The 14,036-nt window shown below is 58.7% G+C and carries 15 protein-coding genes and 2 pseudogenes; 8 read left to right on the top strand and 9 right to left on the bottom strand.

All coding sequences use genetic code 11. From position 1 onward, the window contains the following. The first annotated feature begins 66 nt into the window (after positions 1–66). On the top strand, positions 67–279 hold the full coding sequence (locus tag FJ954_RS11630; protein WP_140661373.1) for a DUF768 domain-containing protein: 213 nt from the start codon (positions 67–69) through the stop codon (positions 277–279). Positions 280–302: 23 nt separating this feature from the next. On the opposite strand, the gene FJ954_RS11625 is transcribed toward FJ954_RS11630, so the two are convergent. From FJ954_RS11625 to FJ954_RS11615, 3 genes are all read right to left on the bottom strand, one after another. Beyond that, positions 303–449: a hypothetical protein gene (locus FJ954_RS11625; protein WP_224720446.1), complete on the bottom strand. Its 147-nt coding sequence runs from the start codon at positions 447–449 to the stop codon at positions 303–305. Between the two features lie 429 nt (positions 450–878). Beyond that, positions 879–1,052 carry a hypothetical protein gene (locus FJ954_RS32360; RefSeq protein ID WP_318011847.1) on the bottom strand — a complete coding sequence of 58 codons (174 nt, stop codon included), beginning with the start codon at positions 1,050–1,052 and terminating at the stop codon, positions 879–881. Continuing rightward, the gene (locus tag FJ954_RS11615) at positions 1,052–2,116 is read right to left on the bottom strand and encodes a TadE/TadG family type IV pilus assembly protein (protein ID WP_140661371.1); all 1,065 of its coding nucleotides are present in this window, start codon (positions 2,114–2,116) and stop codon (positions 1,052–1,054) included. The genes FJ954_RS32360 and FJ954_RS11615 overlap by 1 nt, the downstream gene beginning before the upstream one ends. Before the next feature lie 541 nt (positions 2,117–2,657). Between FJ954_RS11615 and FJ954_RS11605 the strand changes: the two are divergent. Both FJ954_RS11605 and FJ954_RS11600 read left to right on the top strand, forming a co-directional pair. Continuing rightward, positions 2,658–3,520 (top strand): annotated as a pseudogene (locus tag FJ954_RS11605) (RNA ligase family protein). A gap of 107 nt (positions 3,521–3,627) precedes the next feature. Next, entirely contained in the window at positions 3,628–4,347 is a 720-nt protein-coding gene (locus tag FJ954_RS11600) for an SOS response-associated peptidase (protein WP_140661369.1), read from the top strand. Positions 4,348–4,590: 243 nt separating this feature from the next. On the opposite strand, the gene FJ954_RS11595 is transcribed toward FJ954_RS11600, so the two are convergent. Beyond that, positions 4,591–4,797 carry a hypothetical protein gene (locus tag FJ954_RS11595; RefSeq protein WP_140661368.1) on the bottom strand — a complete coding sequence of 69 codons (207 nt, stop codon included), beginning with the start codon at positions 4,795–4,797 and terminating at the stop codon, positions 4,591–4,593. 149 nt (positions 4,798–4,946) lie between these two features. After that, the gene (locus FJ954_RS11590; RefSeq protein ID WP_210241316.1) at positions 4,947–5,216 is read right to left on the bottom strand and encodes a hypothetical protein; all 270 of its coding nucleotides are present in this window, start codon (positions 5,214–5,216) and stop codon (positions 4,947–4,949) included. A 379-nt stretch (positions 5,217–5,595) separates the two neighbouring features. Between FJ954_RS11590 and FJ954_RS11585 the strand changes: the two genes are divergently transcribed. Further along, the gene (locus FJ954_RS11585; RefSeq protein WP_140661366.1) at positions 5,596–5,841 is read left to right on the top strand and encodes a hypothetical protein; all 246 of its coding nucleotides are present in this window, start codon (positions 5,596–5,598) and stop codon (positions 5,839–5,841) included. Between the two features lie 265 nt (positions 5,842–6,106). Further along, the gene (locus FJ954_RS11580; RefSeq protein WP_140661365.1) at positions 6,107–6,409 is read left to right on the top strand and encodes a DUF768 domain-containing protein; all 303 of its coding nucleotides are present in this window, start codon (positions 6,107–6,109) and stop codon (positions 6,407–6,409) included. Positions 6,410–6,985: 576 nt separating this feature from the next. Here the strand turns inward: FJ954_RS11580 and FJ954_RS11575 are convergent. Next, positions 6,986–7,381, bottom strand: a complete 396-nt coding sequence (locus FJ954_RS11575; RefSeq protein ID WP_140661364.1) for a metalloregulator ArsR/SmtB family transcription factor — start codon at positions 7,379–7,381, stop codon at positions 6,986–6,988. A 426-nt stretch (positions 7,382–7,807) separates the two neighbouring features. Here FJ954_RS11575 and FJ954_RS11570 point away from each other — a divergent pair. Beyond that, positions 7,808–8,870, top strand: a pseudogene (locus tag FJ954_RS11570) (IS3 family transposase). A gap of 104 nt (positions 8,871–8,974) precedes the next feature. Here the strand turns inward: FJ954_RS11570 and FJ954_RS11565 are convergent. Then, a complete protein-coding gene (locus FJ954_RS11565) occupies positions 8,975–9,331 on the bottom strand; it encodes a VOC family protein (RefSeq protein WP_140661363.1) in 357 nt (118 codons plus the stop codon). A 228-nt stretch (positions 9,332–9,559) separates the two neighbouring features. Here FJ954_RS11565 and FJ954_RS11560 point away from each other — a divergent pair, with 228 nt between their 5' ends. After that, complete coding sequence (locus FJ954_RS11560) at positions 9,560–9,769, top strand: hypothetical protein (protein ID WP_140661362.1); 210 nt, start codon at positions 9,560–9,562, stop codon at positions 9,767–9,769. 565 nt (positions 9,770–10,334) lie between these two features. Here FJ954_RS11560 and FJ954_RS11555 read toward each other — a convergent pair. Beyond that, complete coding sequence (locus FJ954_RS11555; RefSeq protein WP_140661361.1) at positions 10,335–11,414, bottom strand: RelA/SpoT domain-containing protein; 1,080 nt, start codon at positions 11,412–11,414, stop codon at positions 10,335–10,337. A 612-nt stretch (positions 11,415–12,026) separates the two neighbouring features. On the opposite strand from FJ954_RS11555, the gene FJ954_RS11550 reads away from it, so the two are divergent. After that, positions 12,027–13,094, top strand: a complete 1,068-nt coding sequence (locus tag FJ954_RS11550) for a cyclic nucleotide-gated potassium channel (protein ID WP_140661360.1) — start codon at positions 12,027–12,029, stop codon at positions 13,092–13,094. A gap of 173 nt (positions 13,095–13,267) precedes the next feature. Here FJ954_RS11550 and FJ954_RS11545 read toward each other — a convergent pair whose 3' ends face one another. After that, positions 13,268–13,897: an antitoxin Xre/MbcA/ParS toxin-binding domain-containing protein gene (locus FJ954_RS11545; RefSeq protein WP_181174552.1), complete on the bottom strand. Its 630-nt coding sequence runs from the start codon at positions 13,895–13,897 to the stop codon at positions 13,268–13,270. Between the last annotated feature and the right edge of the window lie 139 nt (positions 13,898–14,036).

Raw genomic sequence — 14,036 nt, 5'->3', positions numbered from 1 at the left:
AGTGGGCGTCACTCCGCGGCCAGAAGGATGAGCGGAACCTAATACGTCCCGGCGACTTATGCCCGAATGAGCACGCGCGGCGTCATCTTTCTCGATCAATGGATCGCCAACAACGTCCCTGGGACCACCAACGCGGACGTGATCTCCGTTGACGAACTCACGCACAAGCTCATTGCCGATGCCAAGGCAGTCGGCATAAAGCGGGGGGAGATAGACGAGGAGGTCGACAGCCTCTATCAAACCATCCTTGATGCTATAGTGCATTCCAACCCGGTTTGACGAAGTAGTCGTCGCTCGCGGTCTCAGGGCGGCGTGGTCAGTTTCTCCACAGTGGCGATGATCGCTTTGGCGAGCGCCTCCGCCTCATCCCTCGGGGCCGGCCCATAGAGCGCATTGACCATCTCTCGGCTAGGCAGGACGCCGGCGGGACACGTTTGCTCGATCACCATTCTGATCAAGCCGAGGGCCGCGTCACAGTCCTCGGCAGAGATCATTATCGAGGGCAGAGTGCGCAGTCGCTCGAAGCTCTCGGCAGCTTGCGACTTGAAAAGACTGCGCCGTAGACACGCGCCAGCAGCCTCAGCCGGAACAATCGGGACTAACATTTGTTATAAAACATGGAAAAGGCCAATCCCCCCGAACCGACCCCGGACAGCGTTTTGCTGGCCGCTGCACGGCTGCAAGCCGCTCTCCAAAAGCGATCCAGCGAAGCAAAGGGAAGTGAGGCGGCCGCAGTGGGCGTCACTCCGCGGCCAGAAGGATGAGCGGAACCTAATACGTCCCGGCGACTTATGCCCGAATGAGCACGCGGGGCGTCAATTTCCTTGACAAGTGGATGAGCTGCAATGTGTCAGGTCTGGCAAGTTCGGACGTGATTTTCAGTTGCCGAGTCTATTCAGAAGCTTTTCGCCGACGCCAAGGCGATCGGGATCAGCAGCACGGAAATCGAGGAAGAGACCGGCAGCGTCTATGAAACGGTGCTCGATGCTATCGTCCACCACGATGCCGGGTTGGCGGACTGACTGGTCTTCCTTGTGGCGGATCGTCCACATCACTGTGTCAGCGCCGTCTCCGAGGGCCGCTTGTTGTAGTCGCATTTGCCGGTCACGTTGTAGAAGAAGTCGGCGTTGCTGACTGGCGCCGGGACCGAGTTGCCGCCATCTTCCCAAGCCTGGTAGGCTGTCGCGCCGCAAGGCACCACGCTGAAGATGTCGACAGGCTGGCCGGTGGCCGTCTCGGTCAAGGTGGTCGCGCTCAAACCGCTATAGAGCCGGTTGGACGTCGTTGGATCGTTTGAGATCAGCTTTTTCGGGTTGCCCGACGGTACGTCCATCTGCAAATAGAGGCCGCCCATCGCGCTGACGTCGATCGCCGCGCCGGCGCTGTTGGCCGGATACATCGTATCGACGCAGTAGTATTTCGTGCCGCTCGCATCGGTCTTGAGGGTCACGCCGCTTGGCGGATTGTTGCCGACGGTGCAGACCTGCTTCTGGACCAGCGTGGTGACGGTCTTGCCGGCTGAATCGGTGGTGAGGACGTTGACATTGGTCGTGCCGTAGCCCTTGGGATCCTTGGTGTTCCCATAGGTATAGTCGATCGTCATCAGCGGCTTGGCCACCGTCGCACCGAATTGCGTGCCGTAAAGCGTCATTGTCTTGTTCCAGTAACCCGAAACCCCGGAGACCTTGAAGGTAGCCGCAACCAGCGCGGGCGGCTTGCTGACCGCAGAGGCGACGGCGATCGGTACGGTGTTGATCCTGGCGATGCTCATGAAAACGGTCGGCATGGCGAAGCTCGCCGTGGCCTGCGCCGTGGTGGCGGTGGTGGTGTTGCCGGCCACGAAGTTGGTCAGCGTCGCGGTGCCTTGTCCACCGTTCGCGGCGAAGGAATCCTGCAGCAGCGTCTGGCGCTGCGCCAGCGTCGACGTGATGTCCATGGTCGTGATCGTCAGGATCGCGGCATCCAGCGCCTGCTGCTGGTTGGATTTGGTCTGGACCGCGCTTGTATAGTCGACCGAGAAGCCGATGACCGCGATCAGGGGCATCAGGCTCATCAGGAAGAGCGGCATCATCGACCCGCTGCGGGAGCGGGCAAAGCCGCGCAAAATCCTGAACATTTCAAACCCCCGACAGACATTAGCGAGCGTGCAATTACCACGAGCCGGCGAACCAAGCTCTAATGTGACCCATCAAAGTTTATGCATTCTTTGCCCGTAGGTGGTTCTTTCGATTCTTTTGCCGATCTCACCGTCCGATGTTACGGCCTAAATCTCTTCGTCGAACAGGGTCACAGGCCCAACCGGCTAATCGAAGATCTGCCGTCAACGGCCCGCTGGCTCACGCCCGGCGGGCTTTGTTATTTCCGCTTTGGAAATTCTATCACCTTCGCCTCAGGCTCCAGCTCCAGCGGTTCATGACCAGGCCGCTCATGCCAGAAGACTTGGCGCAGATCCCGTTGGTCGACCCGCTGACCGCAGTGCGGGCAGTTGTAGAAGTGAAGATGCTCTTCAATGTGCTTCCCTCCATGCAGTTTGCCGGGAATCGGGGGGCCGAGGTCAGATAGCTTCGTCATGCGGGTGGCAACATCCGGCCACGCCAAACGTTCCGGAACTACTTTAGCTAAAGCTTATTGAATCGACGGTTTGCGTGAGTGAGTTGATGCGTCTGAAGTTCATTAAGCCAATGGAGCCCGAACTGGTCGACACCCCGCCACAGGGCGCCGAATGGCTCCACGAGATCAAGTTCGATGGGTACCGGACCCAAGTCACAAAGGACGACGACGGGATTCGGCTGATCACCAAGAATGGCTACGATTGGACAGGTCGCCATATCCAGCTTGCCGGCGAAGCAGCGGCGATCGAAGCGAAGGATTTCATCATCGACGGTGAGGCGATCACCATCAATGAAGCTGGCCTGTCTGACTTCCATGCACTGCAATCAGCCGTCACGAGCCGCAATCCGTCGCGAGACCTCTATCTGGTGGCGTTCGATCTCCTGCACCTCAACGGCTACGATTTGCGCGACATGCCGGTGGAAGACCGCCGCGACATTCTCCAGGCATTGATCCCGACCGGTGGCCGCATCCAGTTCAGCGAAGCGATGCCTGGGACCGGCGATGCCGTCTATCACCTTGTCAACCAAGCCGGCCTGGAGGGCATAGTTTCCAAGCGCAAGAACAGCAAATATCGCAGCGGGACGACGATGAACTGGCGCAAGATCAAGTGCTATGCCGAAAAGGAAATGGACATCATTGGCGTTCAACGCGAGGCGGGCAAACCAGCCATGGTCCTCATGGCAGACAAGGGCCGCTATGCCGGCGGCGCCTTCGTCACGTTCAAGGCTGATAAGCGACAAGCGCTTTGGATCGTGTGCAACGGAAGGTCGGCGGGCCGGCTCCGATAGGCTTGGCCAAGGCAAAGGCAGAATGGCTCAAGCCCGGTCTGGTCGGCCGCGTGCGGTTCCTGAAGGGCGAGGAGAAGCTACGTCACGCCAAGCTGCTCGATTTCCGGGATAGGCAATAGCCAACGCTTGCCTGCCGTCAGAGAGGCGGAGGCTGTCGGCGAGGGCGGCGCGATCGAATAGCGGTCCCGAAGTAGACTCTTGCTTTTCGGGTCCCTATCTCTGGTGCATGTGCGGACGAGTTTTCGTGAAAACCACAATCCCTGACATGGTTCGTCGGTTCGAATTCGCCCATCCTGGCGAGGTCGAACGGCTGGGCAACAGCTTTCCTCTCTGGAACGGCGCGCCAAGCCTGACCTATCCGATCATCATCCGAGAAGAGCTGTCGACCAGCATGGCCGGCTTTGTTTCGGCTCGCTGGGGCTTGGTCCCCGGTTGGGCTCGGGAAGGTGGCGGCCGCCCGCCACCTGTCAACGCCCGCTGCGAGACGATCGCCAGTAATGGCTTGTTCCGCAAGGCTTACAATGCGCGCCGCTGCCTGGTGCCCGTCGACGGCTATTTCGAATGGCAGAAGCTCGACGCGTCGGGAAAGAAAAAGCAGCCCTACGCCATCGCGATGAAATCTGACGAGCCTTTCGCCATGGCCGGGATCTGGGAAGAGTATACCGACGAGGTAACCGGCGAACTTGTGCGGACCTTCGCCATCGCCACTTGCGAGCCGAACGAGCTGATGGCGACCATCCACGACCGCATGCCGGTGATCCTGGCGCCGGCCGAGTACATGCGCTGGCTTGGGCCGGAGCAGGACCCTCGCGAGCTGATGAAGCCCTTTCCGTCCGATCTAATGAAGATGTGGCCGATCGACAGCAAGGTCGGTTCGCCGCGCAACAACACGCCCGACATCATTGATGAGATCGGTCGCGGGCCTACTGATCTGTTTGACGTCTAGGTTCCGGGCTTTGGAGGCCGCTGCCACGACACATAGGGCATCTGATCGTAGACCCTTTGCAGCCGGTTCGGTGCACTCCCGTCGGGCAACACGTGCCGTTTGAGCTCAGCCACTTTGCGCATTGAAAAACCTTGCTGGCGCCGAGACATTGCCGACACCCGAACTTCCTAAATCCTGCCAAGTACCACCTGCCCACCTACCTGAGACGGCAAGAACGTCAGGGGCATAAAATAGTTTCACCGGCTAATCCACGTCCGAGATTTTGCCGTTCGTGAGGTGCGTCTCGATTTTGCTGAGCGCCTTGCGAATGACGTCGACCGCCTGCAAGTTGACTGCGAAGTCGAAATTGCCTTCCGCCGTCTCGAAAATTAGGACGCCGATCTTCGTTTCGTCGTCCCTCAGCATGCCGATGCCAATTCCTGTGGGCATATACGGTGGTCTATCTACCATGGGTTTCCTCCTTCAGAGATAGCGCTCCCCGTCGCCTCGGTGCTCGAAACAGAACCAATGCGGCTCTTGGCGAGGCCGAGCAAAGCCGAACCCTCCGTGCTTCGCGCAACCCGTGTGCTCGCACATGTGCCCTAGCGGATGTTCGGCCTTCAGGACTTGGGCCAGCGCCGCTTAGGTTCTTGAGCCGCGAGAGAGATAGTATTCTCATCCCGCTCATCGATGTCGATGACGTGACGGGCCGCGAATGGCAGTTCGACGCCGCTCCAGAACACCTCGTTTTGCTCTATCGCGCCTGGATCATTGTCCAGAATGCCGAGATAGCCGCCGGGGATACGCTCGCGAACAAGCACCCACATGCGTTCCACCGCAACGGACACGTCCGGATCACCGATGCGCATACGGAAGATCAGCTTGGCCAAGTCGCCCGGCTGCAGTCCTTCCCGGGCCTCACGAGGAGGACACCAAAAAGTATCGGGTGCCGCCCGATGGTATTCCTCCCCATCATCCAAGCACCAACCATCAACGTCGAAATCAGGTTCTCTCATAGGGAAGAGCTACCGCATCGGTGGAAGGTCTGCAAACCACCCCAGCTCGGTCATCCGCATTTATGAGTTCACGGCCTAGCACTCTGGCGCGCTCGCGTGGCGCTGGCGTTATGCCGTCGGGAAGCCTGATTGGTTCGTCGCTCATCTGCGGAAAGATTCCATAAGACCGCTTGACGGGCAAGGAATTTGTTCCTTTTCTGTTCTCAGGGCGCACGAACCGATCGACACCCTGGGGAAGGCGACCCGGCACAATATGATTGTGAAGGTGGAATGCAGTTGCGGCAATGTCCGCTACTGCAGATCGGCCGATCTCATGATGGTCTATGGCGGCGGCGCTGATCCGTTGAAGCTGAAATTCGACTGCAACCGGTGCAAGCCATCGGTCAAGATCACGCTCCTCGAGGTCCATCCCGAACACCTCCCCAAGAGGCTGATGATCCACAAGCCGATGAAGGTGGACGGCAAGATCACCTGGTACATCGAAAGCTTTCGGGGATGATCGTAGCGAGCGGCCGTGGGCGTCCTTACAGCAATCGCGATATAACGTGGATCAGGTGGGCAACTCGCGTACCAAGGCCAATGGTGAATTCGCCTTCGTTGAAGGCTAAGTCCAAACCGAGGAATCCTGCCCAGCAAAAAAGCAAAGGCGAGAAGCGCACTCACAAAAGAAACATTGAATATACCTCAGCGTAGGTTGTGCGGTGATGGCGACCTCGTCGCCAAACCTTGGTGCGGGGCCTTCACAAGATCAGCGGGAACCTAATATGCGCCGGTTGCTATTGAAAAATGACCACACGCGCGCCAATTTCCTCGACAGGTGGATGGCAGAGCATCTGCCGGATGCGGTGACCGACGACCCGGGCGCGATAAACGATCTAGCCGACCACGTCATGGAAGCTGCGGACCGAGAGGGCATCGCGGTAAGCAAGATCTATGAGGAAGTCGACAGCGCCTTCGAAGTGATCGCAAAGGCGATGCAGCACCGCGATGGCAGCTTGGCCATTGCGGACCGCCGCGGACGGGGACAGTCGGTCCCGCGTCCCGTCCTGCGGCCGGCGCTATGCTGACGCTCCTACGGCTGTCCCGTTCACCGCCCGCGGCGGGGGCGAATTTCCTCCGTCCAACGCGCGACAATCGTCCGCTGTTGCGGGAGCGCGCAGGACTGCGGTTTGCACGCCCTTGCTCCCGCTCTCGCTCCACAAGCCGATCTTGAATGGATAAGGAGCTTTTCGTAGTGACGAACTATGTCGCGGAGGTAGTCTTGACCGAATCTATACCTTCAGCTCCTGTTAGGGCGAAAGCATGAGGGTCACTTCCAAACGTCCGATGCCGGTAAAATGTCACGGACGACGAGACACTGTACGCCATATGGGGACAGATAACGAATGCAGAGCCATCACATGGCGGGCGACAATCATTCTGGCCTGTTAGCGACCGGCGGACCTGCAGGTCTGGCCGGCGCGGTAGCTCTCGAGGCAGTGCGTCGGCCAACTTCATTCCAATCGTCGAGGTGTTGCTTTCGAAGAACGGCCTGCACTTTGCTGCGGCCAGGAGCATGCTGTCCGGGATCGGTTCGGGAGGTTCGGCCTTTTCCATCTATAAACAAAATGTTAATCCGGTTCCGAGCAGGCGTGCCTTCGGGATCACCCGGGGCGCCAGGAAGAAGACTTCTTTCCCGATCTTTTTCCCACCGGGAGTTTGTCATTGTCGGCTAGGTTGCTGAGGAAGCCGACGAGCATCTTCGCCTGCTCGGACGTGCAGGAATATAACCGCCGTTGGGCTTGGGTTCGGGATTTGACAATTCCGAGTTTGGCCATATCGGTCAAATGCTGTGAGAGGGCGGATTGTGTCCCGCCGATTAAAGAGACCAGCTCCGATACCGATCTCTCACCATCCATCAGATGAACCAGGATCAGCAACCGCTTGCGGAAGCCCAGCGTTGCGAGTAGCCGCGAGGCAGCGGAGAGCTGCCTTAGGGAAGGCCGGCCCTTAGCTCGCGTGCGCCTGCGAAGGTTGGGATCATCTTTGATTTCAGCCATACGCTGTCTCACGTAGGTACTCAAATCCACCTCGCGCGGCTAAACACGTAAAGCCCGCCACTGAGGGAACGGTGGCGGGCTTCGTTTGAAAGCTGTCCGAACAACTCTCGGGCGCCTCTGTCCGGGGGCGCTGGGAAGTCAACTAGAGCCGCTACAATCGGTTCCCGCCGCAAGGAAAAAAGTCAGTAGCGGGGCAAGTGCAGGAGTGCGCTGGAATCAACCAGCATGGGTCAACGGGTGGACGCCTGGGTGGTTGCGCGCAGGCCTGGCAGCCAACTTGGGTCGGCGCTGTAACGCTGCGCCAGGCTCGATAACGCCACAGCTATATGACTCCAACCGTAAGTTCCGCACACGACGGGCTGGAATGGCCTGCTGCCGGTTTCGTGGACACGGAGATAAGGTGTTTAACGGAACTGGAGAGTTGGAATGCAAAGAAGGAAGTTCAGCCGCGAGTTCAAGCTTGAGGCGGTGAGATTGATCAAGGATCGGGGCGTTGCGGTTGCCCAGGGTGCCCGCGACCTCGATCTCCACGAGAATGTGCTGCGCAAATGGGTGCGCGAGCTGTCGACCGATCCGCAGCATGCGTTTCCCGGTCATGGGCAGATGAAGCCGGAGCAGCAGGAGATCGACCGGCTGCGCAAGGAAGTGGCCAAGCTGAAGGCGGAGCGCGACATCCTAAAAAAGGCCGCAGCCTACTTCGCGAGGGAAGTGACATGAGGTTCGCTTTCATCGCGAGGCACCGGAACATATGGCCGGTGGCATGGCTGTGCAGTGCGCTGGATGTATCCCGGTCGGGCTTCCATGCCTGGCTCAACCGCAGTCCCAGCGCCCGCTCCCGGCACGACGAGATCCTCGTCTCCAGGATCGACCGCAGCTTCAAGAGCAGCGATCGCACCTATGGTTCCCGTCGCGTCTGGCACGATGTTCTGGCCGAGGGTCTCTCCTGCGGCCTGCATCGCATCGAGCGGCTCATGCGGGAGAACGGTTTGCGGGCCCGGCCTCGGCGTCGCGGACTGCCGAAGGATACGGGCGAGCGAGCGGCAGTGTCGGACAACCTCCTCGACCGCACCTTCGAGGCATCGGCACCGAACCTGTCGTCGGCTGGGCGATGAAGGCCGACATGACAGCCCAACTCGTCACCGATGCGCTCATCATGGCGATCTGGCGCCGAGGCAAGCCCGACAGCCTGCTTCATCATTCCGACCAAGGATCGCAATACACGAGCGAGCAGTTCCAGCACCTGATGGCCGACCACGGCATTACGTGTTCGATGAGCCGGTCGGGCAATGTCTGGGACAATGCGGCCATGGAGAGCTTCTTCTCGTCGTTCAAAACCGAACGCACAGCCCGCAAGGTCTACAGGACAAGAGATGCCGCCAGGGCGGATGTGTTCGACTACATCGAGCGCTTCTACAACGCTCGGCGGAGGCACTCGACACTGGGCTATCTGAGCCCCGTGGAGTTCGAGGAAAAAGCTATGTTAGCTTAACCGCGTGTCCGAAAAACCGGCAGCAGGCCAATTGGCGATTCTGGTCGTGGGGTGATCCTGGTCGTAGTTCGAGCTTGCCAGCGCGTCTAGGCGCATGAAGCCTTCTATGTTTTGAAAGGGCTAGAGGGTGGCTCAGCAAGGGTGATGCGATTTCCGTCCGGGTCCGCAAACTGGGCAATCCGTCCGTAGTCACCCTCGGACTCGCCGGTGAGTTTCACCCCAGTTTCCTCGAGCGATCTACGGGCATCATCCATTCTTGGGACAACAACGGTCAGTCTACCGGATCCTGCATTGTCCCTGTCCTGGAAGATTTGAATATTCGCCCCTGCGATGCCGCGCCATTGGATCAATCCGTCCATGGGACGATCGTCAGGCTCCCGGGCGAAAAGTTCGGTATAGAACTTCTCGGCACGATCCATGCTTGCTGTGGCGAGGGTGGCGTAGATGCCTTGGATTTCCATTAGATACCTCCGAAATGCCAGCACCTGTAACGAATAAGGCTTGGCTCGGTTCCGAACTCATTTCTAGGCGGCGGCAGAGGCAGAGGTCACTGGGGCGAGCCGCGCACGTGTCTGCTCTTAAGCCTCTCCCAAGCATCACTCAGGGGGGTGAGTCAAACGCCGAGTCGTTTTTGCTTTGCGTCGAATCTCCGAGTGAGATTAGTTTCGCGTTGCAGTGAGGGAAGGGCCATGCCGATCTATCAAAAAGTTACAGAAGCTGGCGTGTTCGATTCATCCGAAGTGGCCTTGATAGGCCGTGTGTTCGAGAAGTTGAAAACCGGGGGTCAGTCACCAGAGCATCGTGAAGCGCTCGCTTCTCGTATTATAGCAAACTATCAGGCTGGGATCAGAGACGAGGAAGAACTGGTAGCCGTATCTAAACTGCCGCTGGGGCGGTGAAGTCGAGACGTGCACGTTTCATGTCCCGGTTCTAGGCCAGACATTTGGAAGTCAGGGGCAAGTGGCAAGGCGCTGTCAGGCTTGCGCAGGATACGCCATCGATCGCTTCTTGCCTTCATCGCAGGTGGCGTTTTGTTTGCCAGTGTGATGTCGACAAGAGGTGGGGGTGGGGTCGACGATGCTCGACAAAAACGGATGTCGACAAAACTGGATAGCTGAAGGAACAAAGTTGGCGCGAGTACGTTCGCAGGGCCGGTGGGTTGCCGGGAGGAATAGGAATGTTGCTTGCCTTGGAGAACGCGATTTCGTCGGCTGTTCTGGCTCGCAGGAGTGGGCGTGCGGAAATTTACGGCGTCGTCGACCTCATCACTTGGAGACAGCAGACCTGCAGTCAGCGGCAGGCGTGCTGGCAACGCTGAAATAGGTGTGAGCTTTCGGGAGATTGTCCGTTCGGACCAGACCCAGGAGACTGTCGAGGAAGGCCAATGTCCGGCTCCTTCAAACGGAAAGCGACGCTTGGCCAGCCATAGTCGGGCGTTCCTTCGGAGCTACGATCCGGTGTGGGCTATTCTGTAGACAGTGACTTTCCCGAGCATATGGATTTCAGACTGCGGGCGAACAATGAAACGTTCCCAAAGTAATTCGGGTATATGTCGACAAGCTGTTCCACCTTATCCACCTCGACCAACGAAACCGTCCAATCAATTCCCCTTAGCGCGATCTTCTTCTCTATTTCTTCCAATTTCCGCGCCCCCATGATGAGAGTTCGGAATGATTGAATCGTAACGTTCTGATCCGCTCTATATTGCACCAAATGATGCCGAAAATGTCGCGCTGGCTGTACGAGGCTCTCTGAGCGGAGGGTAAGATTCGTGATATCTGCCAGTATACTTGTTGCACCTATACGCCTGTTGATATCCCGCAGTTCCCGCACTCGGTCATCGCGATCCGGACCACCGACACGAATTGGACACTGCTCAACCTGGGCGAATTCCGCCGACATAAGCTGGAAAAGACGTAGCCAATCCTGCTCCCCGTTTCCGTGCTTCAAATCCTGGCGCTGGAACAGCCCGACGGCCTCAACTGCAGTTGCCCATGAGTGCTGAAGTGTGGTCCGAACTTGCAATTCGATGCGTCGTCCCTCGAAAGCCTGGGTGTGGGCAGCTCTGGGTCGGTACTGGAAAACAATATGGTGACTTCGATAGCCGTCCGGCTTCGGCTCATCGATATAGTTAAATTCCCGACAGTGCATCTCATGGGGGAACTTGTCTCGCAGCGATTCTAGAAGCAAGCGGACGCTATCGATATCGGGCATGATCGCTCGGCAGCCGCCGATATCGTTCATGGTGTCCAAATTGGTGGTGGACTCTCGAAGCTTCCGACAAATGGATGCCAGACGCTTTGGACGCGATGCCATGTCGCCCTTCAATCGCAGGGCTTTGATGTGGTGACCGACAGAGAATCGAACGCTCCGCATGGGCAGAAAGTGCGAGTCGCGCCAGCTATTGGCGATTGAGAAGATTCGCATCGTGTCCACGTACTGGCCGGCAGTGGTGTCTTGTCCGAGCTGCATAGGTTTTGCCAGCCGATCGCCTGCCTTGCGAACGGCTTGCATACTGTATTTGAGGCGCGGGTACTCAGTCATTGGACCACAAAGTCAAGGTAGGCCGCTTCATTCTGAACTGGGCGGGACGACCGCAGGAGAATCGGATCTCATGTATCGTACCGCTTTGTATCCCTCGAGTCCGCTCAGGGCGGCTGGATCGAAGCCACAAGACCAGGACGGTGCCTCCTTGAGTTGCCTCTGCGGTGACTCACCGGCCCCGGTAGCTTGGGCGCACGCAACTTCGCAACCATGCAGTTGCCGTCGCGTACTAAATGCGGCTCTCGAGTGTCCTTCCTGCCGCTTGTGGTGCCGCACATGTTTTGGGTAGCGGGCGAAGGGCGGGAGGGAACCTCATGCAGGCGGATCGGAGCGCTCTTCTTGGGTGTCGCCGCCGTCACCCTGGCCATTGCCGACATGCCGCCGTCTTCGAGCCGGGCATGTCTACGGCCTTGAACTCGTCGGCCCGGCTCCTTCGAACGGTTCAAACCTATTGCAACTGCCCGGATGGGCCATTCTCGGTTGCGGCCTGTCGGTTCACGTTCAGGCCATCTGAGTTCACGTCGTGATGAACATCCCAGTGAAAGCGCCACCTTTGCGCTTGCCCTGAAGGCATCCTATTCTGGAGGAATAGCATCCGCTCGTGGGGACAGAATGTCGGTCCTGCCTTTCTTGAGAATTCACGCACCGCTAAACGCGGTGCTAGCTGCGCCTGGGCTGCTGGCGGTGGCCGCGCTCACCATGCCGGACATGTCCGCACGAAGCAGGCTGGCTCTGACTGCCGTGCTGGCGGTCATTTGGGGCGCTTATCTCCTACAGATGGCCGAGACTCTGATCAAGCACTGGGCGGGAGACCTTCGGGACAGGACGCCTGCAATCGCCATTGATATGCTCGCGGTTTTGGTTCCACTCGCTGCATTTCTGCTCGAAGGCACGCCCGACCGGAGCCTCTACTGTGCTGTCTGGCTGCTCAAACCGCTGCGCGACTCGACCTTCTTCCCGGTACTGGGCAGGGTGCTGGCCAACGAAGCGCGTAACCTGATCGGCGTCACCACGCTTTTCGGCGTCGTTCTGTTCGGTGTCGCGCTCGCGGCCTATGTCATCGAGCGCCACATCCAACCGGAAAAGTTCGGCAGCATCCCTCAGGCAATGTGGTGGGCGGTGGTCACGCTGTCCACCACCGGTTATGGCGACGCCATTCCGCAAAGTTTCGCCGGCCGCGTCCTGGCTGGGGCGGTCATGATGTGTGGCATCGGCGTCTTCGCGCTGTGGGCCGGCATTCTTGCCTCCGGCTTCTATCAAGAAATCCGTCGCGAGGATTTCGTCCGCAATTGGCAGTTGGTCGCCGCCGTGCCGTTGTTTCAGAAGCTCGGCCCGGCCGCGCTGGTCGAGATCGTGCGCGCCTTACGGCCTCGTAGTTTGCCGGCCGGCGCCGTGATCTGCCGAAGGGGCGAGACCGGGGATCGAATGTTCTTTGTTGTGGAGGGGCGGGTGAGCGTCGTGATGTCGAACCCAGTGGAGCTTGGCCCTGGCGCCTTCTTCGGCGAGATGGCGCTGATGAGCGGCGAACCGCGTACGGCGACCGTCAGCGCCGCAACGGCTGTCTCACTCCTGTCGCTGCACGCGGCGGATTTCCAGATGCTATGCAGCAGCAGCCCGGAAATCGCGGAAATCATCCGCAAGACCGCGCGCGAGCGGCACGGCACGGCGCCGACGGCTTGACCGTACCAAAGTCTTCGTCAGGAGGAGGGCGCAATGGCTAGGCTGTCCAACTGCTTGTCGAGAATGGCTGGCTGGAAGGGTCGCCATTGAGACGACGGGCCGCGGGCAGCCGCCTGGGGTAATGTCGCGTTGCGCCAAATTGTCAACTGAACGACCGCCACCAAACGGCGGGGCTAAACATCAGGTGCCTCCTCCAAGGTTAGGCGCGCGGCAGCAACAACATTCGCGAGCTTGCCAGCTAGCAGAGTATCTATCGGCGAGTTCCCGCCAAGCTTGTCCGTCGGCGCCATCAACCATCTCCAGGCAAGCCGATGGTCGCCAAACATGGCGATCAATTCGGCTATCCCATCTGCAGGGCGAGCATCGACAAACTGCTTCAATGGAAAAACAAACCTGCTGCTTCCAGATTTAAGTGCGATCACCTCATCGCGTTTCTGCCACCGAAAGAGCGTCGACCTCGGTATCCCAAAATGCCTTTCTATCACTGTTGGCCCAGCTACCGGCCCCGCCCAATCACTCGCCGCACTGAGAGGCGCTTGGGGGACCGCCGGTGGCGGTACCGCTTTGAAACGCTGCAGTCGTGGATCAAATCGGCCTTGTGCCTCTGCCACTATATGCCCGATAAATATCTGAGCGAGGTTTTCAACATCATCCTCGATAGTTGGGAGGGCTCGCTGAACAGCCTGAGTTTGAACACCGATTGCTGAAGATATATACCCTGCCAATCTCGCGGCAATTCTAAGGGCCGGCTTGCCGATTGTCGGATCGTGCTCAAGAAGAATTTTCGACACGGCGGCAGCCACCGTATTTTCCAGTCTTGGTCGGCTGGCTTGCTTAACAAGGTTTCCACCTCGTGAGAATCGCCGCCTAGTGACCATGCAGATTACCTCTTCAAATGCTACCTAAGTTGCGTGACCCCTGTTTAGCCGAGGAGACGTAGTA

The sequence above is a fragment of the Mesorhizobium sp. B2-3-15 genome, from assembly GCF_006442875.1.
In the GTDB taxonomy this organism is placed as follows: domain Bacteria; phylum Pseudomonadota; class Alphaproteobacteria; order Rhizobiales; family Rhizobiaceae; genus Mesorhizobium; species Mesorhizobium australicum.
This window is presented reverse-complemented; position numbering and strand designations above follow the sequence as displayed.